Source organism: Jatrophihabitans sp. sgz311053, assembly GCF_056135305.1.
Genome location: NZ_JBWAXP010000002.1, coordinates 420545 through 446815, shown reverse-complemented (window position 1 = coordinate 446815; position 26271 = coordinate 420545). Strand labels below are relative to the sequence as shown.

At 70.5% G+C, this 26271-nt stretch carries 26 protein-coding genes and 2 tRNA genes; 10 read left to right on the top strand and 18 right to left on the bottom strand.

Annotated elements, in window-relative coordinates:
* Positions 1–31: 31 nt before the first annotated feature.
* A complete protein-coding gene (locus tag AC0NZQ_RS11105) occupies positions 32–490 on the bottom strand; it encodes a peroxiredoxin (RefSeq protein ID WP_474529885.1) in 459 nt (152 codons plus the stop codon).
* 118 nt (positions 491–608) lie between these two features.
* Between AC0NZQ_RS11105 and pepN the strand changes: the two genes are divergently transcribed.
* The gene (gene pepN, locus AC0NZQ_RS11100; protein ID WP_474529884.1) at positions 609–3188 is read left to right on the top strand and encodes an aminopeptidase N; all 2580 of its coding nucleotides are present in this window, start codon (positions 609–611) and stop codon (positions 3186–3188) included.
* A gap of 247 nt (positions 3189–3435) precedes the next feature.
* Positions 3436–4755, top strand: coding sequence for a lytic transglycosylase domain-containing protein (locus AC0NZQ_RS11095; RefSeq protein WP_474529883.1), 1320 nt, complete (start codon positions 3436–3438; stop codon positions 4753–4755).
* Between the two features lie 268 nt (positions 4756–5023).
* Here AC0NZQ_RS11095 and AC0NZQ_RS11090 read toward each other — a convergent pair whose 3' ends face one another.
* The 3 genes from AC0NZQ_RS11090 to AC0NZQ_RS11080 all read right to left on the bottom strand — a co-directional run bounded on the left by AC0NZQ_RS11090 (position 5024) and on the right by AC0NZQ_RS11080 (position 6280).
* Positions 5024–5440, bottom strand: coding sequence for a DUF5130 family protein (locus tag AC0NZQ_RS11090; RefSeq protein ID WP_474529882.1), 417 nt, complete (start codon positions 5438–5440; stop codon positions 5024–5026).
* On the bottom strand, positions 5430–5663 hold the full coding sequence (ctaJ, locus tag AC0NZQ_RS11085) for an aa3-type cytochrome oxidase subunit CtaJ (RefSeq protein ID WP_474529881.1): 234 nt from the start codon (positions 5661–5663) through the stop codon (positions 5430–5432). The genes AC0NZQ_RS11090 and ctaJ overlap by 11 nt, the downstream gene beginning before the upstream one ends.
* Before the next feature lie 104 nt (positions 5664–5767).
* A complete protein-coding gene (locus AC0NZQ_RS11080; protein ID WP_474529880.1) occupies positions 5768–6280 on the bottom strand; it encodes an HNH endonuclease in 513 nt (170 codons plus the stop codon).
* A gap of 195 nt (positions 6281–6475) precedes the next feature.
* Here AC0NZQ_RS11080 and AC0NZQ_RS11075 point away from each other — a divergent pair, with 195 nt between their 5' ends.
* The gene (locus tag AC0NZQ_RS11075; protein WP_474529879.1) at positions 6476–7399 is read left to right on the top strand and encodes a mechanosensitive ion channel family protein; all 924 of its coding nucleotides are present in this window, start codon (positions 6476–6478) and stop codon (positions 7397–7399) included.
* Between the two features lie 76 nt (positions 7400–7475).
* On the opposite strand, the gene AC0NZQ_RS11070 is transcribed toward AC0NZQ_RS11075, so the two are convergent.
* Positions 7476–8861, bottom strand: coding sequence for a dihydrolipoyl dehydrogenase family protein (locus AC0NZQ_RS11070; protein WP_474529878.1), 1386 nt, complete (start codon positions 8859–8861; stop codon positions 7476–7478).
* A 31-nt stretch (positions 8862–8892) separates the two neighbouring features.
* On the opposite strand from AC0NZQ_RS11070, the gene AC0NZQ_RS11065 reads away from it, so the two are divergent.
* A complete protein-coding gene (locus AC0NZQ_RS11065; RefSeq protein ID WP_474529877.1) occupies positions 8893–9318 on the top strand; it encodes a globin in 426 nt (141 codons plus the stop codon).
* 78 nt (positions 9319–9396) lie between these two features.
* On the top strand, positions 9397–10962 hold the full coding sequence (locus AC0NZQ_RS11060; RefSeq protein WP_474529876.1) for a glycoside hydrolase family 13 protein: 1566 nt from the start codon (positions 9397–9399) through the stop codon (positions 10960–10962).
* 18 nt (positions 10963–10980) lie between these two features.
* Here AC0NZQ_RS11060 and AC0NZQ_RS11055 read toward each other — a convergent pair whose 3' ends face one another.
* From AC0NZQ_RS11055 to AC0NZQ_RS11030, 6 genes are all read right to left on the bottom strand, one after another.
* Positions 10981–11541 (bottom strand): thiaminase II/PqqC family protein, encoded by a 561-nt coding sequence (locus AC0NZQ_RS11055; protein WP_474529875.1) that lies wholly within the window; start codon positions 11539–11541, stop codon positions 10981–10983.
* A complete protein-coding gene (locus tag AC0NZQ_RS11050) occupies positions 11538–12179 on the bottom strand; it encodes a DUF8185 domain-containing protein (protein WP_474529874.1) in 642 nt (213 codons plus the stop codon). The genes AC0NZQ_RS11055 and AC0NZQ_RS11050 overlap by 4 nt, the downstream gene beginning before the upstream one ends.
* Positions 12169–12588 carry an acyl-CoA thioesterase gene (locus AC0NZQ_RS11045; protein ID WP_474529873.1) on the bottom strand — a complete coding sequence of 140 codons (420 nt, stop codon included), beginning with the start codon at positions 12586–12588 and terminating at the stop codon, positions 12169–12171. Before AC0NZQ_RS11045 ends, AC0NZQ_RS11050 begins: the two co-directional genes overlap by 11 nt.
* A gap of 99 nt (positions 12589–12687) precedes the next feature.
* Complete coding sequence (gene ettA, locus AC0NZQ_RS11040; RefSeq protein WP_474529872.1) at positions 12688–14370, bottom strand: energy-dependent translational throttle protein EttA; 1683 nt, start codon at positions 14368–14370, stop codon at positions 12688–12690.
* A gap of 146 nt (positions 14371–14516) precedes the next feature.
* A complete protein-coding gene (locus AC0NZQ_RS11035) occupies positions 14517–15251 on the bottom strand; it encodes a transglycosylase family protein (protein ID WP_474529871.1) in 735 nt (244 codons plus the stop codon).
* A gap of 542 nt (positions 15252–15793) precedes the next feature.
* Entirely contained in the window at positions 15794–16294 is a 501-nt protein-coding gene (locus AC0NZQ_RS11030) for a single-stranded DNA-binding protein (RefSeq protein ID WP_474529870.1), read from the bottom strand.
* 194 nt (positions 16295–16488) lie between these two features.
* Here AC0NZQ_RS11030 and AC0NZQ_RS11025 point away from each other — a divergent pair.
* Positions 16489–16561: transfer RNA gene (locus AC0NZQ_RS11025), tRNA-Arg, on the top strand.
* Positions 16562–16596: 35 nt separating this feature from the next.
* On the opposite strand, the gene AC0NZQ_RS11020 is transcribed toward AC0NZQ_RS11025, so the two are convergent.
* The 5 genes from AC0NZQ_RS11020 to AC0NZQ_RS11000 form a co-directional block, all read right to left on the bottom strand.
* On the bottom strand, positions 16597–18813 hold the full coding sequence (locus tag AC0NZQ_RS11020) for a sensor histidine kinase (RefSeq protein WP_474529869.1): 2217 nt from the start codon (positions 18811–18813) through the stop codon (positions 16597–16599).
* A gap of 198 nt (positions 18814–19011) precedes the next feature.
* A complete protein-coding gene (locus AC0NZQ_RS11015) occupies positions 19012–20544 on the bottom strand; it encodes a catalase (RefSeq protein WP_474529868.1) in 1533 nt (510 codons plus the stop codon).
* A 128-nt stretch (positions 20545–20672) separates the two neighbouring features.
* Positions 20673–20906, bottom strand: coding sequence for a hypothetical protein (locus tag AC0NZQ_RS11010; RefSeq protein ID WP_474529867.1), 234 nt, complete (start codon positions 20904–20906; stop codon positions 20673–20675).
* 23 nt (positions 20907–20929) lie between these two features.
* Positions 20930–22060 (bottom strand): fatty acid desaturase family protein, encoded by a 1131-nt coding sequence (locus AC0NZQ_RS11005; RefSeq protein WP_474529866.1) that lies wholly within the window; start codon positions 22058–22060, stop codon positions 20930–20932.
* 32 nt (positions 22061–22092) lie between these two features.
* Positions 22093–23229 carry a ferredoxin reductase gene (locus AC0NZQ_RS11000; protein ID WP_474529865.1) on the bottom strand — a complete coding sequence of 379 codons (1137 nt, stop codon included), beginning with the start codon at positions 23227–23229 and terminating at the stop codon, positions 22093–22095.
* A gap of 180 nt (positions 23230–23409) precedes the next feature.
* On the opposite strand from AC0NZQ_RS11000, the gene AC0NZQ_RS10995 reads away from it, so the two are divergent.
* On the top strand, positions 23410–24039 hold the full coding sequence (locus AC0NZQ_RS10995) for a TetR family transcriptional regulator (protein WP_474529864.1): 630 nt from the start codon (positions 23410–23412) through the stop codon (positions 24037–24039).
* Positions 24040–24055: 16 nt separating this feature from the next.
* Here the strand turns inward: AC0NZQ_RS10995 and AC0NZQ_RS10990 are convergent, their stop codons facing one another.
* Positions 24056–24364, bottom strand: coding sequence for a 4a-hydroxytetrahydrobiopterin dehydratase (locus AC0NZQ_RS10990; protein ID WP_474529863.1), 309 nt, complete (start codon positions 24362–24364; stop codon positions 24056–24058).
* Positions 24365–24419: 55 nt separating this feature from the next.
* Between AC0NZQ_RS10990 and orn the strand changes: the two genes are divergently transcribed.
* Both orn and AC0NZQ_RS10980 read left to right on the top strand, forming a co-directional pair.
* A complete protein-coding gene (gene orn, locus AC0NZQ_RS10985) occupies positions 24420–25046 on the top strand; it encodes an oligoribonuclease (protein ID WP_474529862.1) in 627 nt (208 codons plus the stop codon).
* Positions 25047–25074: 28 nt separating this feature from the next.
* A tRNA-His gene (locus AC0NZQ_RS10980) sits at positions 25075–25147 on the top strand.
* Positions 25148–25294: 147 nt separating this feature from the next.
* Here AC0NZQ_RS10980 and AC0NZQ_RS10975 read toward each other — a convergent pair.
* A complete protein-coding gene (locus AC0NZQ_RS10975) occupies positions 25295–25798 on the bottom strand; it encodes a hypothetical protein (RefSeq protein WP_474529861.1) in 504 nt (167 codons plus the stop codon).
* Positions 25799–25930: 132 nt separating this feature from the next.
* Between AC0NZQ_RS10975 and AC0NZQ_RS10970 the strand changes: the two genes are divergently transcribed.
* Positions 25931–26233 carry an STAS domain-containing protein gene (locus AC0NZQ_RS10970; protein WP_474531374.1) on the top strand — a complete coding sequence of 101 codons (303 nt, stop codon included), beginning with the start codon at positions 25931–25933 and terminating at the stop codon, positions 26231–26233.
* The last annotated feature ends 38 nt before the right edge of the window (positions 26234–26271 follow it).

The window sequence follows — 26271 nt, the reverse complement described above, 5'->3', positions numbered from 1 at the left end:
TCCGGCACGTGGGTCCACGATCGGCCGCGGGTCAGGCGCCCTTGGCCGCGACCAGAGCCTCGTCGGCGTGGAACTCGAACTTCGTCTCGGAGGCGATGATCTTCTTGATCCGCCGGTCCTGGCCGATGACGAAGGTGTGGCGCTTGACCGGGCCGAGCTTGCCCAGCAGCCCGCCCCGCTTGACGCCGAAGCTCTCGGCGACGGTCCGGTCGGCGTCGGCCAGCAGCGGGTAGTCGAAGGTGTGCAGATCGGAGAATTGCTTCTGCTTGTCCACCGAATCGCCGCTGATGCCCACCCGCTGTACGCCGGCGGCGGCGAACTCGGCGGCCAGATCGCGGAAATGGCACGCCTCCTTCGTGCACCCACCGGTCATCGCGGCGGGATAGAAGAAGAGCACCACGGGACCTTCGGCCAGCAGCGTGGAGAGCCGCCGAGGGGTACCGGTCTGATCGGGCAGTTCGAAGTCGGGAACCTCGTCACCTTCGCGCATGTCCTCACCATAAAGCCACGCCAGGCGAGAAAGCCCGCCGTGACAGACTTGTCGCAGTCTGCCCCGGCGCGGATCCGCCGAGCACGCGACGCACGAATCGAAGGAGCGCCTCAACCCCATGGCCGTACCGAATCTCACGCGCGACGACGCGCGGGCCCGCGCCGACCTGCTGCACGTCGAGTCCTACGACCTCGACCTCGACCTCACTGACGGCGGCGGCAAGCCGTCGGAACGGACGTTCCGATCGACCGTCACGGTCAGCTTCGCCGCCCGCGAAGGCGCGGAGACCTTCATCGACGTGATCGCCGACCGCTTCCACGCCGTCACCCTCAACGGGTCGGACGTCGATGTGAGCGACTACCGGCCCGAGGACGGCATCCGGCTCACCGGACTGGCCGCGCAGAACACCCTCGTCGTCGACGCCGACCTGCTCTACACGAACACCGGCGAGGGCCTGCACCGCTTCGTCGACCCGCTGGACGGCGAGACCTACCTCTACTCGCAGTTCGAGACCGCCGACGCCAAGCGGATGTACGCCTGCTTCGACCAGCCGGACCTCAAGGCCAGCTTCACGGTCCGCGTCGTCGCACCGGAACACTGGCAGGTCGCCGCCAACGGCCGGCTCGAGCGCACCGAGGAGCTCGCCGCCGGCAAGCGGCTGCACTTCGCCACCACCGCGCGGATGAGCCCGTACATCACCGCCCTCGTGGCCGGGCCATACCACGTGGTCACCGATCACCACGACGGCATCGACCTCGGCCTCTGGTGCCGCAAGACGCTGGCCGAGCACCTGGACGCCGACGAGCTCTTCCTCATCACCAAGCAGGGCTTCGACTGGTACCACGCCAACTTCGGGGTCCGGTACGCCTTCGACAAGTACGACCAGCTCTTCGTCCCCGAGTTCAACGCCGGGGCGATGGAGAACGCCGGCTGCGTGACGTTCCGCGAGGACTACGTCTTCCGCAGCAAGGTCACCGACGCCCGCTACGAGCGCCGCGCCGAGACACTGCTGCACGAGATGGCCCACATGTGGTTCGGCGACCTGGTGACCATGCAGTGGTGGGACGACCTCTGGCTCAACGAGTCCTTCGCGACCTACGCCTCCGTGCTCTGCCAGACCAACGCCACCCGCTGGACCGGCGCCTGGGCCACCTTCGCCAACGCCGAGAAGACCTGGGCCTACCGGCAGGACCAGCTGCCGTCCACCCACCCCATCGCCACCGATGCCCCGGACGTGCAGACCGCTGAGGTCAACTTCGACGGCATCACCTACGCCAAGGGCGCCAGCGTCCTGAAGCAGCTGGGAGCCTATGTCGGGGTCGAGGCCTTCCTGGCCGGCCTGCGGGACTACTTCGCCGAGCACGCCTACGGCAACACCACCCTGGCCGACCTGCTGCGAGCGCTGGAGAAGTCCTCGGGCCGCGACCTCTCCGAGTGGTCCAAGCTCTGGCTGGAGACCTCGGGTATCAGCACGCTGCGGCCGGAGTTCACGCTCGACGACGAGGGTCGCTACGCCACCTTCGACATCGTGCAGTCCGCGCCGACGGAGGTGGCGACGTCCAACACGCTGCGGCCGCATCGCCTGGCTGTCGGCTGCTACGAGGAGCAGGGCGATCGCCTCGTCCGCTCCGCCCGCATCGAGATGGACGTCGCCGGCGAGCGGACCCCGGTGCCGGAGCTGATCGGCCAGCGCCCGCCGCAGGGTGGGTTGCTGCTGGTGAACGACGACGACCTGACCTACTGCAAGCAGCGCCTCGGCGCCGAGAGCCTGCAGACCCTGCTCGGCGGTGGCATCGCCAAGCTGGAGTCCCCGCTGACGCGGGCACTGTGCTGGTCGGCCGCCTGGGACATGACCCGCGACGGGGAGCTCCCCACCCGCGACTACGTGGCGCTCGTGGTCGCCGGCGCCGACCAGGAGACGGACATCGGCGTCATGCAGTCGCTGACCCGGCAGGCGCAGCGCGCCCTGGAGGTCTACGCGGACCCCGAGTGGGCGCCGCAGGGTTACACCGCGCTCGCCGACGCCGCGCTGACCGCGCTGCGCGGGGCCGAGCCCGGCTCGGACCATCAGCTGGCCTGGGCCCACACCCTGCTGGGAACGGCGCGCTCGGAGGCACACTTCGCCGCTGTCCGCGCGCTGCTGGACGGCACGGACGTGCCGGCCGGGCTCGCGGTCGACGACGAGCTGCGCTGGTCCATCGTCATCACCCTCGTCGCCCACGGGCAGCTCGGCGAGGAGGCCATCGACGCCGAGCTCGCCCGGGATCCTTCGGCGGCCGGACGGCGTCACGCGGCGACAGCCCGGGCGGCGCTGCCGAGCGCGGCGGCGAAGGAGGCTGCCTGGCAGCTCGCCGTCCACGACGACACGCTGCCCAACGCGATGCAAGAGGCGGTCATCGGCGGTTTCTCCCCAGCGGTCCAAGGCAGCCTCGTCATGCCGTACGTGGAGCGCTACTTCGCCGACATCCGCGATGTCTGGGCGCGACGGACGAGTGAGCTCGCGCAGAACGTCGTGGTCGGGCTCTTCCCCACCTGGAGTGCCACGATCAGCGAGGAGACGGTGCGCCGCGCCGACGACTTCCTCGCCGCCGACGACCTCCCCACCGCCCTGCGTCGACTGGTGGCCGAGGGACGGGCTGACGTGGTGCGGGCGCTCACGGCGCGGCGGGCCGACAGCGCCGCCGGAGCCACCGACTGACGAAGCGATACCGGCTCGACCTTGACTTACGCGAAGCTCACGCGTTACCAAGGTCGAGCCGGCCTCGTTGAGCAGCGCAGTGGCCAGCACCACAGCAACGCTTGGAGACATCGCCGTCATGCCTGCCCCCTCCCCTTCGCCGCGCCCGCGACCGGCGGCGCACGTCCGCCCGAAGCCGGGGCCCGGCAACGCTGGAGCCTTCGGTGCCGGTGGGCCGGGGCCGGACACCGAGCCGCGACTGCCCGGCATGCACCGCCCCAGCGGGGCGCAGCCCATCCGGGTACCGAGCCTGCTCGCCTCGCTGCGCCGCCACGTCCCGGAGCCCTCCGGCAGCGGTGTGGCCAAGGGCGCCTCGGTCGCGGCCATCGCCGTCGGGGCAGCGCTGTTCCTCGGCGCCAGCCTGACCACCCCGCTCGTCAGCGCCAACGTCGCGGACGACAAGCCCGCTGGCGCCGCCCCGGCCCCGGTCAGCTCTGCCCCGGTGCCGGCCACGCCGGCGCTCGCCAGCACGTCGAGCGCCGCGCCGGTGGTGGCCGTGGACGCCAAGCCGGCCGCGAAGCCGAAGGCCCCGGTGGACGCCGCGGCGATCAGCTCGCTGGCCGCCAACGGCATCCCCAAGGTGGCGCTCAACGCCTATCGGGTCGCCGCCGCCCGCGTGGACAACGCCGACCCCGGCTGTGGCATCGACTGGTCGCTGCTCGCCGGGATCGGCCGCGCGGAGTCCGATCACGGCCGCTTCGCCGGGTCGACGCTGCGCACCGACGGCACCTCGACCCCGCCCATCGTCGGGCCGGCCCTCACCGGGACGACCTGGGAGTACTTCGCCGCCGCTCCGGAATACATCAAGGTCACCGGCGACACGAAGTACGCGCACGCACTCGGCCCGATGCAGTTCATCCCCTCCACCTGGCAGGGCTACGGGGTGGACGCCGACGGGGACGGCAAGGCTGACATCTTCGACATCAACGACGCCGCCCTCGCCGCCGCGCGCTACCTCTGCGTGGCCGGCGGCGACCTGCGCACGCAGGCCGGCAAGGTCAAGGCCGTCCTCGCCTACAACCACAACGACCAGTACCTGGCACAGGTCCTCGCGCTGGCCGATGCCTACAAGCGTGGCGTGCCCGTCTCGGGCATTCCGGTCGGCAACATCACCGGCACGCTGCCGAAGATCGGCCGGACGGGCTCGCTGCCGCCGGTGAACCCCGGCGCGCCGACGGCGGTCGACAAGACCGGGACGAAGACCAAGACCAAGACGAAGACCAAGGGCGGCTCGGGCACCAAGGGCAGCAGCACGGGCGGATCCGGTCGCGGGTCCGGCGGCGGCTCGGGGTCCGGCGGCAGCACCGGTGGCTCGGGCTCGTCCGGTGGCTCGGTCTCGTCCGGTGGCAGTACCGGTGGCTCGGGCGGCAGCTCGGCGCCGAGTTCGGGAGGGTCCGGCGGCTCGAGCGGTGGGTCGACCCCGCCCGCGTCGAGTCCGGCGCCGACGAGCGCGGCGCCGTCGCCGACGGAGTCCTCCGACCCGCCGAAGAAGTGCTACCTGCTCGGCATACCGGTGCCCTGCCCCTAGGGCGTGTCTGACAATTCTCGCTCGTCGCGAGCGGCGGTCGGGTGCGCGCGATGCAAGGCGGAGGAGGACGGTCGTAGCCTGCTACGGCCGACGACGACAACGCGGCAGCGTGCGTGCCCGGGCGTCGCGCAGCAGAGCACGGGATTGTCAGACACGCCCTAGCAGCGGACGACACCACGACGACGAAGGGCCGCCGGATCACTCCGGCGGCCCTTCGTCGTTGCTGCGAGGCCTGGTTGCAGACGTCGCTCTGGTGGTCGGTGCGGCGTCAGCCGTTCGCGCTGTCGGCGAGCATGCGCAGCCCGGTGACGATCCCGCCGGTGAGGTCACCGTTGGCGAAGGCGGCCCGCATGGCGAGCGCGGCGAGCGCGCAGGAGCGGTTCGGCAGCCGCTTGGCCGACTCCGGGCCGGTGACGATGTGCAGCGAGCGCTGCCCGGGCGACACCGCGACCAGCACCGAGTCGTCACTGAGACGCTCGAAGAGCGCTTCGGCGTGGGCCCGGGTCGGCGTCTCGAACTGGCCGACGTAGACCGAGAAGACGAGCCCGGTCTCGTGCGTGGCCAGCGTGAGCGCCTCGTCCAGGCGGGTCAGCTGCGTCGTGGTGAAGGGGCCGTCGCCGGCCAGGTCACCCTGCGGGCCGTGCTGCAGTTCGGTGTGCTTGACGGGGGCGATCTCACCACTCACCGCTGGCACCCCCCGTCGCGGTCGTCGAGCCGGTCGTGGCGGAGCTGCCGGTCACGGCGTCGGGATGCGGCACGTACCAGGACGGCGGGAAGTCCCACGCCTTGCCGGGCCGGTAGCGATTCGGCTGGCTCACCAGCGAACGGCCGTAGACCAGCAGGAAGAGCAGGCCGATGATGCCGATCGGGATGGCGACGAAGACCAGCAAGGTTTCGACGACGGTCACGCCCTTAAGGTATCGCCCGGACTCCGCGCTTCGGCACCCGGCCGGACGCATCTCTCAGTCCGCTGCAGCCACGCCACCCGGCACGGCAGCGACCGGGGCACCGCTCAGGACGCCTCCTGCCTCGGAGCCCAGGCCGCCAGGTACGGCTCCCACGCCGCCTGATGCTGTGCCACCCCGCCCATCACGGCGGCCGCCAGCGGCTGCGTCGGCCGGAACGGCAGGGTCCAGCCCAGCTCCGCGAGCAACCGGTCGGCCTTGCGGTGGTTGCAGGAGGCGCAGGCGGCGACGACGTTCTCCCAGGTGTGCTCGCCGCCCCGGCTCCGCGGCAGGACGTGATCCACGGTGTCGGCGCGCCGGCCGCAGTAGGCGCAGCGTCCGCCGTCACGGACCAGGACGCCGCGTCGGGACAGCGGGACCCGGGCGCGGTAGGGCACGCGCACGAAGCGGCTGAGCCGGACCACGCTGGGCACCACCACGACGAGATGCTCCGAATGCATGTCTGCACCGGCGGCCTCGACCAGCACCGCCTTCTCGGCGAGGAGCAGGACGACGGCCCGACGGTTCGGCACGACACAGAGCGGCTCGTACGTGGCGTTCAGCACGAGCGTCCGGCTCATGCCGCCGCCCTCCGGCAGGGTCGAGCGGCGAAGCGGACCGGAGCGGCGGGGCCGGCCACGACGGCACGCCACAGTGGCACGACGCACAGCGGCGCGTACGACGCGGAGAGAACCAGGGCTGCGCCCATGTGGACAGTCAACCTGACGCAGCTGTGTTCCGCACCCTCATTGCCGGCCGTGGCAGGCTTGCACGCGATGAGCTTCACCGACCTGACCCCTGCACTGATCGCTGCCGCCGACAAGTCCAGTTTCTGGGAGCGGCATTCCGAGGTCCTGATCGAGACCCCGATCCGGATCGTCGTCATCATCGTCGTGGGTCTCTTCGCCCGAGCCCTCGCGCGCCGGGTGATCGACCGGGCGGTCGCGCCCGTCCACGGTCAGACACCGCGGCTGCTGCGGCCGTTCCGGGAGCGGATCAGCGCCAGCGGCTTCCTGGAGTCCTCGGGCCTGTTGTCGGAACGCCGGCAGCAGCGGGCGGCAACGCTGGGCTCGGTGCTGAAGTCCGCGGCGTCGGCCACGATCTTCGTCATCTGCTTTCTGCTCGTGCTCAGCGAGCTGCGGATCAACCTGGCGCCGTTCATCGCCGGCACCTCCATCGTCGGCGTGGCGCTGGGTTTCGGCGCGCAGAACATCGTCAAGGACTTCCTCACCGGCATGTTCATGCTGCTCGAGGACCAGTACGGCGTGGGCGACGTTATCGACTTCGAGAAGGCCAGCGGCACCGTCGAGGCGGTCGGTCTGCGCTCGACCCGGCTGCGGGACGTCAACGGCACCGTCTGGTACGTCCGCAACGGCGAGGTCGTCCGCGTGGGTAACAAGAGCCAGGGCTTCGCCACCGTCGTCCTGGACGTACCGATCGGCGTCACCGCCGACACCGACGTCGCCTCGAAGGCGATGCTCGACGTCGCCAACGCCATGGCGGCCGAGGACGAGTGGAAACCGGTCTTCATGAAGGAGCCGGAGCTGCTGGGCGTCGAGGACATCAACCGCGAGGAGACGGTCATCCGCCTCACCGCGCGCGTCCGACCGCTGGAGCAGTGGCGGACGGCCCGCGAGCTGCGTCGACGCATCCGCGACGAGTTCGACCGCCTCGACATCAACACCGAGCACCCCGCCTGAATCCGGGTCGTACCCGGCGGCGCCGCTCAGGGCTGCGAGACGAGCCCGGCCGGGTGCGCACCCGGCGCCATAGGTCTCAGGCGAGGGCCTTGATCGCCTCCAGCACGGCGCGGTGCAGCGTCGGGAAGACGTAGTGCATGGTCCGCAGCGTCGCGACCGGCACCTGCGCGTGGACCGCTGTGGTGAGCATGCCGATGATCTCGCCGCCGTAGGGGCCGACGACCGTCGCGCCGACGAGTACACCTCGACCGGCGTCCTCGACGACCTTGACGAAGCCGTCGTTGCCGGGGCCGTGGATCCAGCCGCGCGAGTTGGACGACAGCTGCTGCGTGCCGACCCGGACGTCGAGCCCGGCGTCACGCGCCTGCTGCTCGGTCATCCCGACGCGCCCGACCTCGGGGTCGGTGAAGGTCGCCCACGCCATCGCGTCGTAGCCGCCGAACTCCTCGTGCCGGCCGAGCAGGTGCTGGGTCAGCACGCCCGCCTGCCACACCGAGACGTGGGTGAAGGGGCCCTTGCCGGTGACGTCGCCGATGGCGAAGAGGCCGGGGACGCCGGTCACCGCCATGTGCTCGTCGACCTCGAGGACCTTGGCCTTCGGGTCGAGCCCGACCGTCTCCAGCCCGATGCCGTCCAGGTTTGGCGTGCGGCCGGCGGCGACGAGCAGCTTGGCGCCCGTGGCCGTGGTGCCGTCGTCCAGAGTCACCACGACCCCGTCGCCACCCGCGGCCACCGACGAGACGTGGTGCCCCAGCCGGACGTCGATGCCCTCGCGGCCGAAGACGTCGGCGATGACCTCCCCGGCTTCGGGCTCCTCGCGCCCGAGCAACCGCTCGGAGCCCTCCAGCAAGGTGACGGACGAACCGAAGCGAGCCACCCCCTGGGCCAGCTCGCAGCTGATGACGCCGCCACCGAGCACCACCAGTGACGGCGGCGCCGTCCGTGCCTGCAGGATTTCCCGGTTCGTCCAGACCAGCTCGTCGACGCCGACGGCGAGGTCGGCGAGCCCGTCGATCGGCGGCAGCGACGGTCGGGTGCCGGTGGCGACGACGACCTGCGCGGCCGTATGGGCCTGGTCGCCCACCTCGACCCGGAAGCGATCGCCGTCCCGTCCGGCGAGGCGACCGTGGCTGCGGGCGAAGGTGGCCCCCTGTCCTTCGAATCGTTCGACGGCGACGGTGTCGTCCCAGTCGTCGGTGGCCTCGTCCCGGATCCGCTGGGCCACGACGCCGAAGTCGGGGGTGTCCTGCGCCGAGCCAGCGAGCTGGTTCACCCGCCGCGACTCGCCCAGCACCTCGGCACCGCGCAGGATCATCTTGGACGGGATGCAGCCGAAGTAGGGGCATTCACCGCCCACCAGCCGTTCGTCCACGCCGAGGACGGACCTGCCGGCCTCGGCGACCGAGCCTGCCACTGCTTCTCCACCGGGCCCGAGGCCCAGGACGATGAGGTCGTAGTCCACCTCTGGTTCGTGCCCGGGGCAGCACCGAACTATGCATCGGCACAATAGGGGGGTGACCGGACTTCCCGAGGGCGACGGACGCGCGGACTCCTTCTACGCCGCGGTCGGCGGCGAGGAGACCTTCCGCCGCCTGGTCGAACGCTTCTACTCCGGCGTCGCCGCGGACCCGGTGCTGCGCCCGCTGTACCCGGAGGAGGATCTCGGCCCCGCCGCCGACCGCCTGCGCCTCTTCCTGATCCAGTACTGGGGCGGCCCGGCCACGTACTCCGAGCAGCGCGGCCACCCGCGGCTGCGAATGCGTCACGCCCCCTTCCCGGTCGACACCGCGGCCCGCGACGCCTGGCTGACCCACATGCGCGACGCCCTAGACTCGCTGGACCTCGCCCCCGCGCACGAGCGGGTGCTCTGGGAGTACCTCTCCACCGCGGCGAACTCGCTGCGCAACACGCCGGGCTGACCCCTCCCCCGATCGTGGACCGAAACGCCGACCTGTTCGGCGTTTCGGTCCACGATCGCGGCGGTTAGGCTCCGACCCATGGCTAAAAGCGCTTTCGGTGAGCAGCCCTGGTGGGCCTCGGCAGTCTTCTACCAGATCTATCCGCGCAGCTTCGCCGACGGCAACGCAGATGGCACCGGCGATCTCATCGGCGTCCGGGAGCGGCTGGACCACCTGGTGGAGCTGGGGGTGGACGCCGTCTGGCTCTCGCCCTTCTACCGCTCCCCGATGGCCGACGGCGGTTACGACGTCGCCGACCCCTGCGACGTGGACCCGCGCTTCGGCACGCTGGCCGACTTCGACGACATGCTGGCCGCCGCCCACGAGCGGGGTATCAAGGTCACCGTCGACATGGTCCCCAACCACTTCAGCGATCAGCATCCGTGGTTCCAGTCGGTGCTCGCCGGCGAGGAGGAGTTCCGCTCGCGCTTCGTGATCAAGCCCGGCCGGGGGCCGGACGGCTCGGAGCCGCCGAACAACTGGCCGTCCGTCTTCGGCGGACCGGCGTGGCACCGGCTGCCGGACGGGGAGTGGTACCTGCACCTCTTCGCCCCCGAGCAGCCCGACCTCAACTGGCTCGACCCGGCCGTCCCCGCCGAGTTCGAGCGAGTCATGCGCTTCTGGCTCGACCGCGGTGTGGACGGTTTCCGGATCGATGTGGCGCACTCGATGGCCAAACCCGAGGGACTCCCCGACCTGGATCCGGAGATCCTGCTGCAGGTGGGCGCCGGCATGCCGCTGGGCGAGGACGTCCGGTGGGACCGCGACGCGGTGCACGACGTCCACCGGATGTTCCGCCGCGTGCTCGACTCCTATCCCGGCGACCGGATGGCCGTCGGCGAGGCCTGGGTCGCCGACGCACGGCGGCTCGCGCACTACGTCCGCCCCGACGAGCTGAACCTCACCTTCAACTTCGAGCTCGTCGAGGCACCCTGGGGCGGCGCCAGCTTCCGCACGGCCATCGAGCGGTCGTTGGAGGCCATGTCCGAGGTCGGCGCGCCCTGCACCTGGGTGCTCTCGAACCACGACGTGGACCGGGCGGCGACCCGCTACGGCGGCGGTGAGACCGGGGTGGCGCGGGCCCGCGCCGCCGCGCTCGTGCAGCTCTCGCTGCCGGGCGCGGTCTACCTCTACAACGGCGACGAGCTCGGCCTGCAGAACGTCGACCTGCCCGACGAGGCGCTGCAGGACCCCACCTGGGAGCGCAGCGGCCACACCGACCGCGGCCGCGACGGCGAGCGCGTCCCGCTGCCGTGGTCCGGCGACGCCCCGCCGTACGGCTTCACCAGCGGCGAGACGACGTGGCTGCCGATGCCGGCAGGCTGGGGTCCGGTCACCGTCGCCGCCCAGCAGGACGACCCGGCCTCGACCCTGCGACTCTTCCGCACCGCCACCCGGCTGCGGCGCGAACTGCCGGAGCTGGCCGGTCGCGACCTGGTCTGGCTCGACGCACCGGAGGGCTGCCTCGCCTACCGACGCGACGGGCTGACCGTGCTGCTGAACGCCGGCGACGTCGCGGTCGAGCTGCCGCCGGGCGAGGTGGTGCTCTCGTCCGGTCCCGTCGACGGCACTGTCCCGGCGGACACGGCGGTCTGGGTGCGCTGATCGATCGGGGCGACGCCGTCAGCCGAGCGCGGTGTCCCAGAAGGCGATCTCGCAGCGCAGGACCGCCGCCACCGTCTCCGGGTGGGCGGCGGGGTCGGCCAGCGCACGCAGCTCGGCGACGTAGGCGGCGAAGGCCGGTGCGGTCCAGTGCGCGACGAACTCGGCGTACGGGCCGGCCCCATCGCCCGCCGCGAACGTCCAGGCGTCGAGGTACACCTGCTCGATCGCCCACAGCGCAGTGAGGGCGACGGGCACCGGGTCGGCGTCGAGGCGGTCGAGCAGGCCCGCATAGTCGTCGGTCGCCGCGGTCCGCGGCGCGCCGAGGTCGAGGCCGCGCCGCGCGGCATGCCCGTCGAACCACGCCAGCTCGTCGACGAGACCGACGCACCCGGCGGCGAGCGCGGCCTGCGCCGGACGGGGGCTGCGGGACAGCAGCAACGCCTGGAAATTGAGCAGATCTGCTACGAAATAAGCGTCCTGCACGAGCCAGCGGTCGAAGGCCGCCGGTGCCACGGTGCCGTCACGCACGCCGGCCAGGAACGCGTGCTCGGTCGCCGCGCCCCACAGTGCGCCGGTCACAGGACCCCCAGGCCGCCGGGGAGTTCGCGGAAGACGCTGCCGAACTCGCCGGCCACCCGCACCCACCGGCCGGCGACATCGACGTGGGCGACGCCGTCCTTGGGCAGGAAGCCCATCCGGGTGAGCGCGCTGAGGACGCGCAGCGTGACCTCGGCTTGCAGCGGGCCCTCGGTGGCGGTGAGGACGACGGAGTCGAGCAGCGCGTCGGCGACCTCGGCTCGCGGCTGCGCGCCCGGGACGCCCTCGCGCTCGGCAGCGTCGCGCAGTGCGGTCGCCCCCTGCCGGACGAGGGGCCGGATCACCGTGTCGGGCACGGTGTCGACCCGCTGCCACCCCTGCGCCGGCGGCAGGCCACCGCGCCACTCGTGGTCACGTGACGACGGCTCCGCGCCGCCGTCCAGCCAGGCGAGCGCGTCGGCGGCGGCGACGGTGGCGTCCAGCGGTACCGCCCGCCCGCCGGAGACGGTGCGAGAGACCAGCACGGCGAACGGCAGTCGCACCAGCGCGGACGCTGTCCGCTCCCCCAGCCGCAGCCGGACGAGGCTCGCCGGATCCAGCCGGGTCGCCCGCTCCAGCACCGGCGCCAGGTCGCGGACGGTGTCGCGGTCGTGGGCCGCGAGCGTGACGTCAGCGGGCATCGCTGGCCGAGGAGGTGGCGTCGTCGGCGAAGCCGCGCAGGATGGCACGCTCCTCGTCGGTGAGCCGACGGGGATGGTCGCCGTCGAAGTCGACGGTGACGCAGGTGGTCTTGGCGCGGGCGGCGAGGACGTCGCCGTCGAAGACCTCGTAGTGCACATCGAAGGAGGCCCCGCGCACCCGGTCGATCCAGAGTTCGAGCCGCAGCGGCTCCGGGTGGTAGACGATCGGACGCCGGTACTCGATCTCGTGCTTGCTGATCACCGTGCCGCCGGAGAACCCCGCGTGCCGATGGAAGAACATGGCGACGCGGGCGTCCTCCAGGTAGGCGAGATACGCGGTGTTGTTGATGTGCCGGTAGGCGTCCATGTCCGACCAGCGCATGCTGACCTCGTGGACGAACCGCGCCATGTCCTCTGCTCCCCGCTCGTCAGTCCCGCGTGATCCTCGCTGCGCTCGTCAACGCACTCCCTCGGCTCGGAAACTCGAGCAAGCTCGGCTTCGCTCGCCTCAGTCGCGCGTGAGCTTGCGGTGGGTCACCGCGTGCGGTCGCGCGGCCTCGGGGCCGAGACGCTCGATCTTGTTCTTCTCGTAGGACTCGAAGTTGCCCTCGAACCAGAACCAGTTGCCCGGCTTCTCCGCCGTCCCCTCCCACGCCAGGATGTGCGTGGCGATGCGGTCGAGGAACCAGCGGTCGTGGGACGTGATCACGGCACAGCCGGGGAAGTTCAGCAGCGCGTTCTCCAGCGAGCCGAGGGTCTCGACGTCCAGATCGTTGGTCGGCTCGTCCAGCATGAGGACGTTGCCGCCCTCCTTGAGCGTCAGGGCCAGGTTCAGCCGGTTGCGCTCACCGCCGGAGAGGACCTTGGACGGCTTCTGCTGGTCTGGGCCCTTGAAGCCGAAGGCCGAGACATAGGCGCGCGAGGGCATCTCGACCTGGCCGACGTGGATGTAGTCGAGCTCGTCGGAGACGATCTGCCAGACGTTCTTCTCCGGATCCAGTCCGCCGCGGTTCTGGTCGACGTAGCTGATCTTGACCGTCTCGCCGATCTGCAGCTCGCCGGAGTCCGGCTTCTCCTGGCCGACCATCATCTTGAAGAGCGTCGTCTTACCGACGCCGTTGGGACCGATGACGCCGACGATGCCGCCGCGCGGGAGTGAGAAGGAGATGTCGTCCCAGAGCAGCTGGTCGCCGAAGCCCTTGGTGAGACCCTTCGCCTCCATGACCACGTTGCCCAGGCGCGGGCCCGGCGGGATCTGGATCTCCTCGAAGTCGAGTTTGCGGGTCTTCTCGGCCTCGGCCGCCATCTCCTCGTAGCGCTGCAGCCGGGACTTGCTCTTGGTCTGGCGTCCCTTGGCGTTCTGGCGAACCCACTCGAGCTCCTCGCGGAGGCGCTTCTCGAGCTTCTGGTCCTTCTTGCCCTGGACGGTGAGGCGCTCGGCCTTCTTCTCCAGGTAGGTCGAGTAGTTCCCCTCGTAGGGGTAGGCGCGACCGCGGTCGAGCTCGAGGATCCACTCCGCGACGTTGTCGAGGAAGTACCGGTCGTGAGTGACGGCGAGGACGGCACCGGGGTACTTCGCCAGGTGCTGCTCGAGCCAGTTCACGCTCTCGGCGTCGAGGTGGTTGGTGGGCTCGTCGAGCAGCAGCAGGTCGGGCTGCTCCAGCAGCAGCTTGCAGAGCGCGACACGGCGACGCTCACCACCGGACAGATGCGTGACGTTCTCGTCGCCCGGCGGGCAGCGCAGCGCGTCCATGGCCTGCTCGATGCGGCTGTCGAGCTCCCAGCCCTCGGCGTGGTCGATCTTCTCCTGCAGCTCGCCCATCTCGGCCATGAGCTTGTCGAAGTCGGCGTCGGGCTCACCCATCTCCGCGCCAATGGCCTCGAAGCGGGCCATGGTGGCGCGCAGGTCGGCCACGGCGTCCTCGACGTTCTCGCGGACCGTCTTGTTCTCGTCCAGCGGCGGCTCCTGCTGCAGCAGCCCGACGCTGGCGCCCTCGCTGAGGCGCGCGTCGCCGTTGGAGGCCTGGTCGAGCCCGGCCATGATCTTCAGGACGCTGGACTTGCCCGCGCCGTTCGGGCCGACGACGCCGATCTTCGCGCCGGGCAGGAAGGCGAGGGTGACGTCGTCGAGGATGACCTTGTCACCGTGCGCCTTGCGCACCTTCTGCATCGTGTAGATGAACTGCGCCACGAGGAACTCCCGTTCGTGCCGATCTGCGTGCGAGCCGCCGTCGAGCCTAACCGTCGCGGCGCCGGGGTCTGCACGCACGACCGGCCCGGACCGTGACGGTCCGGGCCGGTGCGAGGTGAGGTGCTGCGGCGATGCCGCCGTCGTGCCTAGCGGGGCAGGCGGAGCTTCTGGCCGACGTGGATCTCGTCGGCGCTGCGCAGCTTGCCCTTGTTGGCCTTGTACAACGCCTTCCAGCCACCGTCGACGTGCTTCTTGCGGGCGATCTTGGCCAGCGTGTCACCCGAGCGCACGGTGTAGCTGTGGGCCTTACCGTGCTTGGCCTTGTGGTGCTCGTTCTTGGAGTGCGACTCCGAGGCGTGGCGGTGCTTGGCCTTGTGCGACTTTGCCTTCTTCACCGACGCCGTGGAGCGCGACGACTCGTCGCCGGCGACCGCCGGGAGCTTGGCCGAGGTGGCGTGACCGTTCTTCCGGGTCAGGCCGGCACGCTCGCCGCAGACGGGCCAGGCGCCGGGGCCCTGGCTCTTGAGGACGCGGCGGGCGACCTCGATCTGCTCCACGCGGGTCGCGTTGTCCGCGCGGCCGGCGTATTTCTCGCCGCCGTGGGCATCCCACGTGCTGTCGCTGAACTGCAGGCCGCCGTAGAAGCCGTTGCCCGTGTTGATGTCCCAGTTGTTTCCGCTCTCGCACTTGGCGACGCGGTCCCAGACCCGGTACTTCGAGGCGGCGTCGGCCGGCGCGGCGAGAGCCGTGAGCGCGGCCGTGGCCCCGACGGTGGCGGCAACAGCGGCCGCGGTGCGACGCGCGCCTGCGGAGGCGGAGCGCGTGGACTCTGCGGTGGTGTCGTTCGTCGCCGTTTCGGGCGCGATGGAACGTGACTTCATGTAGTGCCTCTCCACGGGCGCGCGACATCGCGCGCCCGCACATCGGTCGGTCCCCGTGCACCACGTCTATGGGCGCCGGCGGCAACTGCTCCCTGCAGCCACTCCACCTCGGGGATCGCGGGCCGCCCCCTGCCTCACCGCCGTCGGTGGGGCCGGTCGCACCTTCCCTGCTCGGTGCGGCAACGGCTCGACTCGAGCTCGCTGCGGCTGGACCGAAGGTAGGTGGCGATTCCGAGCGGGTTCAAACGGCTGTGCCATCGGTCTCATGCACTGAGCCACAGGGACGGCGAGGGCATGACCCGGCCGCGTCCGGCCCGCCCGGAAGCGCTAGCCCCCGTCTTTGCTGGCCTGTCGGTGGTCAGCCCCGGCAACGCTTTCGGTGGCACGAGCGGAGGCAGCGGAGCGGGCGTATGACAATGGTCACCAGTTCGCCGCGCTCCGGACCTGCGCTTCGCGGCCACTCCCGGGGCGTGCGGGCCCCTCGAACGGTCTCGAGGTCTGACGCTCGAGGACGGCCGAACCGCAGCAGAAGGGGACGAAGCTCACACCGCCACCGGCTCCCGCACCTCGCCGGTCACGAGGTCGACGTCGTCGGTCTCCGTCGGCTCGGCCAGCCCCAGGAAGTCGTCCGACGCATCCTCGGGAGCACCGGTCTCGTCGGTGTCGAACTCGACCACGCCGGGGCGCACCGTACGGCTGAAATCCGACGTACCGCGGCTGAGGTCGTGACCCACGACGACGGCCTCCAGCTCGTAGGCCGTTTTGGGGACCTCGTCTTTGATGTAGTCGCGCTGGCAGTAGCGGCCGTGGACCACCACGGGCTGCCCCTTCTCCAGCGAGGCATGCACGTTCTCCCCCAGCGCCCGCCACGCCGTCACGGCGACGAAGAGGGTGCCGGCGTCGACCCAGTCGTTCTGCTCCCGGTCGAAGCGCCGCTGAGTCGAGGCCACGCGGAAGTTGGCCACCACGTGTCCGCTCTTGGTCCGGCGCAGCTTGGGGCGGTCCACCACGTTGCCCCGCACCGTCATCATCGTCTCGTTCATCTTGTCCCCCGTCGTCTCGAGCCGGCCATCCCGGCACACCCGGTTGGGTGTGACCCCAGCCAAGCGGCTCAGCCGCCTCGGCGGCGGTACGACGGGCCCGCTGTGGACGACGCGCCGAGTTGTGGACGAGGCACCACCGAACGTCGGCGCCGCGTGCTACCCGCGCACCCACGGGTAATCTGCGCAGGCGTCCCGCCCTCGTAGCTCAGCGGATAGAGCAGCCGCCTTCTAAGCGGTTGGTCGCAGGTTCGATCCCTGCCGGGGGCACCTGTTCGACGGGCGTCTGTCCGTCCCGCAGCACCTCAGCGGCCAGGCGCGACGAGCAGCGCCAGCTCGTCGCCGTCACTGTGACCCTGCCGTCCGAGCAGGAGGGGCCGAAGCGCTCGCACCAGCTCGTGCGCCGCGCGTTTGTCCTCGCTGGTGAAGGTCGACTGGTCGTGATCACGCAGCAGCGTGAGGGCGAGGCTGGTGCCGTCGCCGGGGACGCCGGCCACCAGCGGCATGATCAGTGCCGACCCGTCCGAGAGCGCCATCAGTTTCGAGCCGGTCGCCGAGGCGGTGGCCACATGGGTGAAGACCAGACACTGGTCGGTGGCCAGGGACCGCGCCACGAGCGAGGAGTCGCGGCCGTAGCTCAGCCCCCGCGAGCCGTCGGGGAAATCCTCGCAGTAGCTCACGGCGAGCAGATCGCGGTCGTCGACCACCTCGGTGACGATCGCCAGGCGATCGGCGGCGAAGGTGGCGCGCACGAGGCGGGCCAGGTGCACGAGCCGCTGCGGCACCGGGCGGATCGACCCGGACACCATGTCCCCGGCGTCGGAGCCGCCGCCGCCCTCGTCGTCCGCGATGTCGTCCGAACCGTCCCCCGACATCGTGGTGTTGCTGGCAGGCAGCGCCCAGCGGCTCCAGTCCGTCGATGGAGCATCGGCCAGAGCCAGCCGCATCGTCGCGGTGTCGACGACGCGGATCTCGTCCGGCGCCGCGGCGACATGACCGTCGGTCATCCGGTCCGACGGAATCGACCCCGCACCGTGAAGCAGCGGCGCGACCCAGGTGACCCGGATTCCCGCCGGGACGTTCGCGGCCCAGGTCGCGTGTCCACCCACGTCGGCCGCCCGCGCACGGATATTGCGCAGGCCGCTGGGAGCCTCGACCTCGGGGTCCAGGCCGCGACCGTCGTCCACGATGAGCAGTGTCACGTCCTCGCGACTCACGACCACCTTGATCGTCAACCAGGTTCCCCCGGAGTGCCGCGCTGCGTTGGAGACGGCCTCGCGGATCACCGCGGTGAGGTGCACGGTGACGGCCGGCGGCAGGCTCTGCATGCTGCCGGTGATCTCCAACCGGGTGACGAGGCCGGCCGCCTCGGCCACGTCGACCGCCTCGGCCAGCGCCTTCTTCAGGCCGCTGACGGGCGTGTCGGATCGGAGGTTGAAGATGGCTCCGCGCAGCTCGGCGATGGCACCGTCGATCGCTGCGATCGCCAGCTCGGCGTCCTCACGGGTCATGACCTCACGCGCGCTGCTGCGCACCTGCAGGCTCAGTGCGGCTCCGTAGAGCCGCTGGATGACGAGATCGTGCAGGTCGGCCGAGATGCGCTCCCGATCCTGCGCCAGGTCGGCGCGGTGGCGCGCCACGCTCAGCTCCTCGACCCGACGCTGCACCTCGCGATCGAGCTCGTCGTTGCCGAGTTGCAGCGCGCGCATGGCGGCGGCGCGTTCGAGATCCGTCCGCCGCAGCTGTCGCGCAACGATCAGGCAGGAGATCGCGACGATGATCATGGCCCCGACGGTCATGATGGAGGTCCCGACGTCCAGCCCGAACCAGCCGAGTCGCTGCCCGCCCAGGCGAGCGAACGCCAGCAGCGGCAGCAGCAGGAACGTCGCCGGCAGCAGCCGGCGGAGCAGCAGTGCGCCGGGGTCGCGGCCCCGCCGGATCCACCCCAGCGTGCCGTCCGGTTCCCGGGCCAGGACGGCCGTCACGAGCAGCGTGATCGTCACGGCGCCGTAGAACGACAGCGGGCTCGACCCCAGCGAGGTCAGCTCCGGACGGGCGAAGAGCAGGCTCAACAAGGCCACCGTCGCCGGGACCACGGCCAGCACCCCGATCGTGTCGACGACGACGTGCCGCACCGCAGAGCGACCCCGCGTACGGCTGGCCTGCACCAGGATCGCCGCGCCGAGCAGCCAGAGGGAGATCGTCCCGAACGGCGAGACGTGCAGGTAGTCGACTGTGCTGAACCCCAGGATGGGGATCACCGCCGAGACGATCACCAGGACCCCCGCGAGCGCGGGAGGCGAGACCAGCGCGGCGCAGAGCGACAGCGCGGCCAAGCCGAACCCGGCGAGGACGGGCGGCCAGGACGGCAGCCCGCGGGTGGCCCAGCTCAGGTGGTAGGCATCCCCGACGAGGATCAGCATCGCGACCAGCGCCGCAGCCGACGCCGGGCGCCGCGCCTCACCGAGACGAGCCGCAGCACGAGCCAATCGCGCCGGGGCCGCAGGGAGTGCAGGAGTCACGGCAGCTCCTTCAGCGCAGCGTCGCGAGGCCCGATGCCTCGTTCACACTGTCGGCGCCCGGCACCGTGCGGTGACCGCCAAAGGTCCCGGATCGACAATCTAGTTGTGCACCATGAATGTTCCACGCCAACACAGCACGACGCCGCGGGCCCGTGCCGAAACACGCGAAGCCCGCGGCGTCGCGGTGATGACGTCGGATCAGACCTTCTCGGCCTCGTCCCCCGGCGTGGTCGGTCCGGCGGAGGTGGTCGGGGCGCTGTCGGCCTGCTGCGAGCGCACCGACTCCTCGATCTTCTTGCCGAGGTCGGCGTCGATGTTCGTCCAGTACTCGAAGGCGCGAACGAGCACCGGCTCGGTCACCCCGTTGAGCAGGTGGCCGGTGACATTCGAGACGAGACGCTCGCGCGCGGCGTCGTCCATAACCTCACGGACGAGCGTCCCCGCCTGACCCCAGTCGTCGTCCTCGGCGTGCTGCACGTACGCAGCTCGCACCATGGGTCCGCCGGCCTCCCAGCCCTTGCCGTCCTGCTGCGAGGTGTCGGCGTGCGGGCCACCGTAGGAATTCGGTGCGTAGACCGGCGTCGCCGCCGGGTTGAAGTGATAGTTCATGGCGCCCTCCTTGCTGTAGGAGTTCACCTGCCGCGCCGCCTTCGGGTAGTTGACCGGCAGCTGCGCGTAGTTGGTACCGATGCGGTAGCGGTGCGCGTCGGCGTAGCTGAAGATGCGGCCGAGCAGCATCTTGTCCGGCGAGGTGTCGATGCCCGGCACGAAGTTGGACGGCTCGAAGGAGCTCTGCTCGATCTCGGCGAAGAAGTTCTCCGGGTTCCGGTTCAGCGTCATCGTCCCGACCTCGATCAGGGGGTAGTCGCGCTGCGACCACACCTTGGTCAGGTCGAAGGGGTTGAAGCGGTAGGACTCTGCGTCGTCGAAGGGCATGATCTGCACCTTGAGCGTCCAGGACGGGAAGTCGCCGTTCTCGATCGAGCCGTAGAGGTCCTGCCGGTGGTTGTCCGGCGAGGTCCCGGCGAGCTCATCGCCCAAGGCCTGAGTGAGGAAGTCGATGCCCTGATCGGTCTTGAAGTGGTACTTCACCCAGTACCGCTCGCCCGCGGCGTTGATCCACTGGAAGGTGTGGCTGCCGAAGCCGTCCATGTGCCGCCAGGACCGCGGCAGTCCGCGGTCCCCCATGAGCCAGGTGACCTGGTGGGCCGACTCGGGCGAGAGCGTCCAGAAGTCCCACTGCATGTTGTTGTCCCGCAGCCCGGAGGCGGGCAGGCGCTTCTGCGAGCGGATGAAGTCCTGGAACTTCATCGGGTCCTTGACGAAGAAGACCGGGGTGTTGTTGCCGACGAGGTCGTAGTTGCCCTCTTCGGTGTAGAACTTCAGCGCGAAGCCGCGGGGATCGCGCCAGGTGTCCGGGGAGCCCTGCTCGCCGGCGACGGTCGAGAAGCGCGCCAGCATCTCGGTCTTCTTGCCCGGCTGCAGGAAGGCGGCCTTGGTGTAGCGCGCGATCTCGGGGTTGGTCACCACGAACTCACCGAAGGCGCCACCACCCTTGGCGTGCACGACCCGCTCGGGGACGCGCTCGCGGTTGAACTGGGCCATCTTCTCGATCAGGTAGTGGTCGTGCAGCAGGATGCCGCCGGCGTCGCCCTGGGTCAGGGAATGCTCATCGGATTCGACGGGCACGCCGGCGTTGGTCGTCGTGTGCCTCTCGGGTGCGGTCGTCATGACTAGCACCTACCCCGGATGAGAGGTCACCTGTCGCGGCGTACCCGGTGAAAACGGACGAGCCCGTCCGGCACGGCTCTCCCCCGAGAAGCCGTGACGGACGGGCTTTGCCGTCGGTGCGCGTTCCGTCAGACCGCGTGCGTCTGCTCCGCCTGCGCACGCGCCTCGTCGACGCGATGAGCCTCCGCCGCCTTGCCGGCGGCCTCACGCATCTCGAAGACGTCCGAGGCCCAGTCACCGAACTCGCGCGTGACGTCGCGGACCGCGCCGCTGATGATCGCCGCGATGCGTCCGACGTGCGTCGCGGCCGACTCGACGATCACCTGCGCAGTGTCCTTGCCGATCTCCATTCTTCCCACCATGGGGCCGTGCCTCCGATTGCCGGTCAGACGGAGACCGGCTCCTTCGTCGTGGTCACCCGCGCCGTCTCGGTGGCGTCACTGTCGCCGTTCGTGCCGCGGGTGGGCAGGGCCAGCTTGAAGATCTTGGCCCAGGTCGAGCCGAGCTGCTTGTGCAGCGGCCCGGTGTTGTACTGCAGTCCGTACTTCTCGAAGAGCGCCTGCACCTCGTCGGCGATCTGCGGGTAGCGCCGCGCCGGCAGGTCCGGGAAGAGGTGGTGCTCGATCTGGTGGCTGAGGTTGCCGGAGAGGATGTGGAAGAGCTTGCCGCCGGTGATGTTGGCCGAGCCCATCATCTGGCGGACGTACCACTCACCGCGGGTCTCGTTCTCCGTCTCCTCCTCGCTGAAGGTTGCCACGCCACTGGGGAAGTGGCCGCAGAAGATGATGGAGTAGGCCCAGAGGTTGCGCATCAGGTTCGCGGTGGCGTTCGCAGTCAGCGTGAACGGCAGCTGCGGTCCGGTGAGCAGCGGGAAGAGCACGTAGTCCTTGAGCGACTGCTTGCCGACCTTGCGCCAGATGCCCTTCCAGAGCTTCTTGTTCTCGCTGAGCTTGCGCTTGCCGGTGATGAGGTTCTCGGTCTCGAGGTCGTGCAAGGCGACGCCGTACTGGAAGAACGTCATGAGCAGGAACGCCCACAGCGGGTTGCCGAGGTAGTACGGGTTCCACTTCTGCGACTCGTCCATGCGCAGGATGCCGTAACCGATGTCGCGGTCCTTGTCCACGATGTTGGTGTACGTGTGGTGCATGTAGTTGTGCGAGTGGCGCCACTGGTCCGACGGGCAGGCGGTGTCCCACTCGAACATCTTGGAATTCAGCGCCGGGTCCCGCATCCAGTCGTACTGGCCGTGCATGACGTTGTGGCCGATCTCCATGTTGTCCAGGATCTTGGAGAACGACAGCGCGGCCGTACCGAGCAGCCAGAACGGCGGCAGGGCACTGAGCATCAGCGACGCGCGACCGCCGACCTCCAGCGCGCGCTGCGCCTTGACGATCTTGTAGATGTACTCGCGGTCCTCGGCGCCGAGGTCGTCGATGACGCGCTTGCGCAGCGCGTCGAGCTCGCGACCGAGCTCCTCGACCTGCTCGTCGCTCAGCTTGATGGTCTTCTCACTCATGGTTTCGCTCCCTCGTTCGCGGAGGTGGGGGATCAGATGTCGAGTTCGACGTCGCCGACCGGGACGTTGATGCACAGCTGGACCTCGCAGTCCGGGTCGCTGTTCACCTCGCCGGTGTTGACGTTGCGCACGGTGCCGGAGAGCTTCGGGGACGTGCAGCTGAAGCAGATGCCCATGCGGCAGCCGTACTCCGGCGTGAGGCCGGCGTCCTCGGCCTGCTCCAGCAGGGTCTTGCCGCTGTTGGCCGCGGTGGTGTCGCTGCGGGCGAAGGAGATGTCCCCCGTCGCCTCCGCGGTGTCGACGGGGGCGGCGGTGAGGACGAACTCCTCGCTGTGCAGCCGCTCGTCGGCGCGGTGGGCGGCGAAGTGCGAGCGGATCGTCTTCATCAGGCCGGGCGGGCCACAGAGGTACGTCTGCGCCTGCGGGTCGGCGTACCAGGGCGCCGCCTCGGCGAGGTGGGACTTGTGGAAGAGGCCGTGCAGGTCGCCGCCGGTCTCCTGCTCGGTGAAGGCCAGCACGACGCGGACGTTGTCGTGCGCGGCGTCGATGCGGCGGAGCTCGTCGAGGTAGGAGACGTGCTTCTCGGTGAAGGCGTAGTGCAGGAAGACGATCTCGCCCTCGTGCCCCTCGTCCACCAGCGTGCGCAGCATGGACATGACCGGGGTGATGCCGCTGCCACCCGAGAGCAGCAGGATCTTCTCGGGCCGCTGCTCGGGGAGCGTGAAGACCCCGGCGGCCTGGCTGAGGCCCAGCACCATGCCCGGACGGGCGTGCGCGTACAGGTAATTGGAGACCAGCCCGTGCGGGTGGGTCTTCACCGTGATCTCGAACCGGCCGTCCGGACCGTGCTGGGACGAGGCCGGCGAGTAGCAGCGGGTGCGCCGAACGCCGTCGATGTCGATCGAGACCTGGACGAACTGACCGGCGGTGAAGCCCTGCCACTGGCGCGTCGGACGCAGCGTCAGCGTGGTGCTGTCCTTGGAGCCGTGGCGTACCTCCAGCACCTCGGCGCGCAGCTCGCGCACCGTGAGCATGGGGTTCACGAGCTCGAGGTAGCGGTCGACCCCGTGCGGGGTGGCGAGCGCCTCGAACAGCGACAGGGCGCGCGAGGACAGTGCGCGCGAGCGCAGGCCGATCGACGCCGGGCGTCGCGGGCTGAGCAGGGACATCGTCTCTCCCTCGTGGCTGGCGGACGTGGTTTTCAGTGCACGTTCGTACACCCACAAGTGTGGGGTGAGCCGGGAGGGCAGTCAACGCCTGGGCGCGTGACGGCGCTTACTGGTGGACAGCCGTGCCGGTTACAGGGCCGGGAATCCCTGCGACGCAGGGGTGAGCGTTAGCCTCACCACGTGGCCGACACGCGATCCCGCGCCGAGCGCAAGGAGCTGACCCGACGCCGGCTCCTCGACGTCACGCTCCGGCTGGTCACCGAACGCAGCCTCGCCGGCATCAGCCTGCGGGAGGTGGCGCGCGAGGCGGGCATCGTCCCCACGGCCTTCTACCGCCACTACGCCTCGGTGGACGAGTTGGGCATCGACCTCGTCGACGAGTGCATGCGACCGCTGCGGCAGCTCATCCGCGATGCTCGTCGCGGCCGTGCCACCTCCGGCGACATCATCGCCGAGACCGTGGCCATCCTGGCCAAGCAGGTCCGCGACCACCCCGAGCAGTTCCAGTTCCTCACGCGGGAGCGCTACGGCGGGGTCGCGGGGGTCCGGCGGGCGATCGCCACCGAACTCCGGCTTTTCACCAGTGACCTCACCATCGACCTCGCCCGGCTCACCACCGGGGACGACTGGTCGACCGAGGACCTGGAGATGGCTGCGGATCTCATGGTGGCGGCGATGCTCAACGCGGTGATGCGGCTGCTCGAGGCCGACCTGCGCCACCCCGAGGACGCCGAGTCGATGCTGGACCACTCCGAACGGCAGCTGCGACTGATCGTCCTCGGCATGGGGGCCTGGCGCAGCAAGCCCTGACTCAGCCAGCCCTGACTCAGCGGGCCCGAGGCAGACCGGCGGCGACCTCCTCGACGACGCGGGCCAGCTCGACGTCCTTGCCGGTCACGCCACCGGCACTGTGCGTCACCAGCGAGATGTCGATCCGGCGCCACCGCAGGTCCAGGTCGGGGTGGTGGTCCAGCTCCTCGCACCGCGGCGCGAGCCGACTCACGAAGTCGACCGCGGTGAGGAAGTCGGCGAACTCGATCGAGCGCGTCAGCCCGGTCGGCGACCCGGACCAATCGGGAAGGTCGCCGAGGGCAGCCTCGATCTCGGCCCGGTCCAGCAGCGGCGGGGACGGCATCGGTGACCTCCTAGGGTCGACGAAGCGGACGGACGGTGACGTATAGCCTTCCCGCGTGACGGAACGCGCGGACTTCCTGGTGTGGATCGACTGCGAGATGACCGGTCTCGACCTGACGCGGGACGCGCTGATCGAGGTGGCGGTCGTCGTCACCGACGGCGAGCTCAACCCTGTGGACGGCGGGCTGGACGTCATCGTCCACGCCGGCGACGAGCTGCTGGACGGGATGATCCCGCTGGTGCGCGACATGCACGAGTCCTCGGGACTGACCGAGGAGGTGCGGGCCTCGACGGTGTCGCTGGCCGACGCCGAGCAGCTCGTCCTCGACTACGTCCGCAGTCACGTGCGCGAGGCACGCACCGCGCCGCTCTGCGGGAACTCCATCGCCACCGACCGTGGCTTCCTCGCCCGCGACATGCCTGCCCTGAACGAGTTCCTGCACTACCGGATGATCGACGTCTCGTCGCTGAAGGAGCTGGCCAAGCGGTGGTACCCGAGGGTGTACCAGTCGCAGCCGAAGAAGGCGCTCTCCCACCGCGCGCTGGGCGACATCCTCGAGAGCATCAACGAGCTGCGGTTCTACCGCCGCACGCTCTTCGTCCCCCAACCGGGCCCCACCCTCGACGAGGCCCGCGCCGCGGCCGAGGCCGTGATGTCGGTGGACGACGGCCGGGTAGACTGATCTGGCTCCGGCGTTCGCGCCGGGCATGGCGGGCGTAGCTCAGCTGGTAGAGCGCCGCGTTGTGGTCGCGGATGTCGCGGGTTCGAGTCCCGTCGCTCGCCCCGCCTTCTGGCCCCGGTTCGCCGGGGCCAGACGTCGTTAACTCTGGTACCGCGACCGCCGCCACGGTGCGCGTGGTGCCTGAGCAGGGACGACCCGCCGCCGTCCCTTGCTCAAGTCGCCACACGCGAACGGGAGCGTCGAGAGGCTCAGGAGAACGGGTTAAGACGGGCGACGGTCGGCGTCCGCGGGTCGAGCAGCCGGTGCAGCGCCCAGCTGGTGACGACGCCGTAAGCCAGGTGGGACACCAGGTCGCGGACGAGGTTGGTGCTCGTCCGCGGCTTGCTCGCCCCGGTCGCCAGCGCCAGGCCGTCCCCCACCGCCATGGCCGCGACACCGGTGACCGTGGCGGCCACGATCGGGTTGGGGGTGGCGTTCCCCCCGCGGATCGCGCCGGCGACAGCACCGACGCCCAGTCCGATGCCGAGGCCGCCGAGCGCGCCGAGCGCCGTGGCCCTGGTTCCGCCGACGTCCTGCTTCGTGGCGGTGCCGGCGGCGGTGCCTGCGGTCTCGGCGACGGTGGAGCTGTTCGGCGAGCTCGGCGGCGCGTCGTCGGTCGCGATCTGGTCCAGATAGCTGACGGCGTTCTTGGCGGTGGCTCCGGCGGCGCCGGCGAGGAGGCCGGCGGTGATGCCGGTACGGAACTTGCTCATGATGTGGTCCTGTCTGCCGTGATCGCGGCCGTCGACTCGACCGGTCCCCAGTCACGTCCCCCGCCGACCCGGCGGACAAACGTCCGGCGTGAGCGGCGTCCTCACACGGGGCAGAGTGCGCATGTGAAACCGATGCGCGGCTCCGTGGACTTCAGCTGGAACGACGGCCTGCTGCGTGTCGCCATGTCGGGCGAGATCGACTACACCGTGACCGACCTCGTCGGCGACGACATGCTGGCCGAGTACGAGACCAGCGGCGACGTCGCGGTGGACATGACACGCGTGACCTTCATGGACTCGCTGGGGCTGAGCCTGCTGCTGCGGCTGCGCAACCAATCCGGCGGCGCGGTGACCCTGCACGGCCTCACCCCGCAGGTCCGCCGGCTCTTCGACCTCACCGGGCTCACGACGGCCTTCGCCTTCACCGAGGCGTAGCGCCCGCCTTCACCGAGGCGGAGCGGCGCGCGGCCAGG

Bases quoted from the DNA above. Each gene is read 5' to 3' on its own strand.
- AC0NZQ_RS11050 (WP_474529874.1), bottom strand. From the start codon at position 12,179: ATGCCCGCTGACGTCACGCTCGCGGCCCACGACCGCGACACCGTCCGC.
- AC0NZQ_RS11005 (WP_474529866.1), bottom strand. From the start codon at position 22,060: ATGAGTGAGAAGACCATCAAGCTGAGCGACGAGCAGGTCGAGGAGCTC.
- AC0NZQ_RS10970 (WP_474531374.1), top strand. From the start codon at position 25,931: ATGCGCGGCTCCGTGGACTTCAGCTGGAACGACGGCCTGCTGCGTGTC.
- AC0NZQ_RS11105 (WP_474529885.1), bottom strand. From the start codon at position 490: ATGCGCGAAGGTGACGAGGTTCCCGACTTCGAACTGCCCGATCAGACC.
- pepN (WP_474529884.1), top strand. From the start codon at position 609: ATGGCCGTACCGAATCTCACGCGCGACGACGCGCGGGCCCGCGCCGAC.
- AC0NZQ_RS10975 (WP_474529861.1), bottom strand. From the start codon at position 25,798: ATGAGCAAGTTCCGTACCGGCATCACCGCCGGCCTCCTCGCCGGCGCC.
- AC0NZQ_RS11015 (WP_474529868.1), bottom strand. From the start codon at position 20,544: ATGACGACCGCACCCGAGAGGCACACGACGACCAACGCCGGCGTGCCC.
- AC0NZQ_RS11000 (WP_474529865.1), bottom strand. From the start codon at position 23,229: ATGTCCCTGCTCAGCCCGCGACGCCCGGCGTCGATCGGCCTGCGCTCG.
- AC0NZQ_RS11045 (WP_474529873.1), bottom strand. From the start codon at position 12,588: ATGGCGCGGTTCGTCCACGAGGTCAGCATGCGCTGGTCGGACATGGAC.
- AC0NZQ_RS11060 (WP_474529876.1), top strand. From the start codon at position 9,397: ATGGCTAAAAGCGCTTTCGGTGAGCAGCCCTGGTGGGCCTCGGCAGTC.
- AC0NZQ_RS11095 (WP_474529883.1), top strand. From the start codon at position 3,436: ATGCACCGCCCCAGCGGGGCGCAGCCCATCCGGGTACCGAGCCTGCTC.
- AC0NZQ_RS11030 (WP_474529870.1), bottom strand. From the start codon at position 16,294: ATGAACGAGACGATGATGACGGTGCGGGGCAACGTGGTGGACCGCCCC.
- AC0NZQ_RS11075 (WP_474529879.1), top strand. From the start codon at position 6,476: ATGAGCTTCACCGACCTGACCCCTGCACTGATCGCTGCCGCCGACAAG.
- AC0NZQ_RS11080 (WP_474529880.1), bottom strand. From the start codon at position 6,280: ATGAGCCGGACGCTCGTGCTGAACGCCACGTACGAGCCGCTCTGTGTC.
- AC0NZQ_RS11065 (WP_474529877.1), top strand. From the start codon at position 8,893: ATGCATCGGCACAATAGGGGGGTGACCGGACTTCCCGAGGGCGACGGA.
- AC0NZQ_RS11010 (WP_474529867.1), bottom strand. From the start codon at position 20,906: ATGGTGGGAAGAATGGAGATCGGCAAGGACACTGCGCAGGTGATCGTC.
- AC0NZQ_RS11035 (WP_474529871.1), bottom strand. From the start codon at position 15,251: ATGAAGTCACGTTCCATCGCGCCCGAAACGGCGACGAACGACACCACC.
- AC0NZQ_RS10990 (WP_474529863.1), bottom strand. From the start codon at position 24,364: ATGCCGTCCCCGCCGCTGCTGGACCGGGCCGAGATCGAGGCTGCCCTC.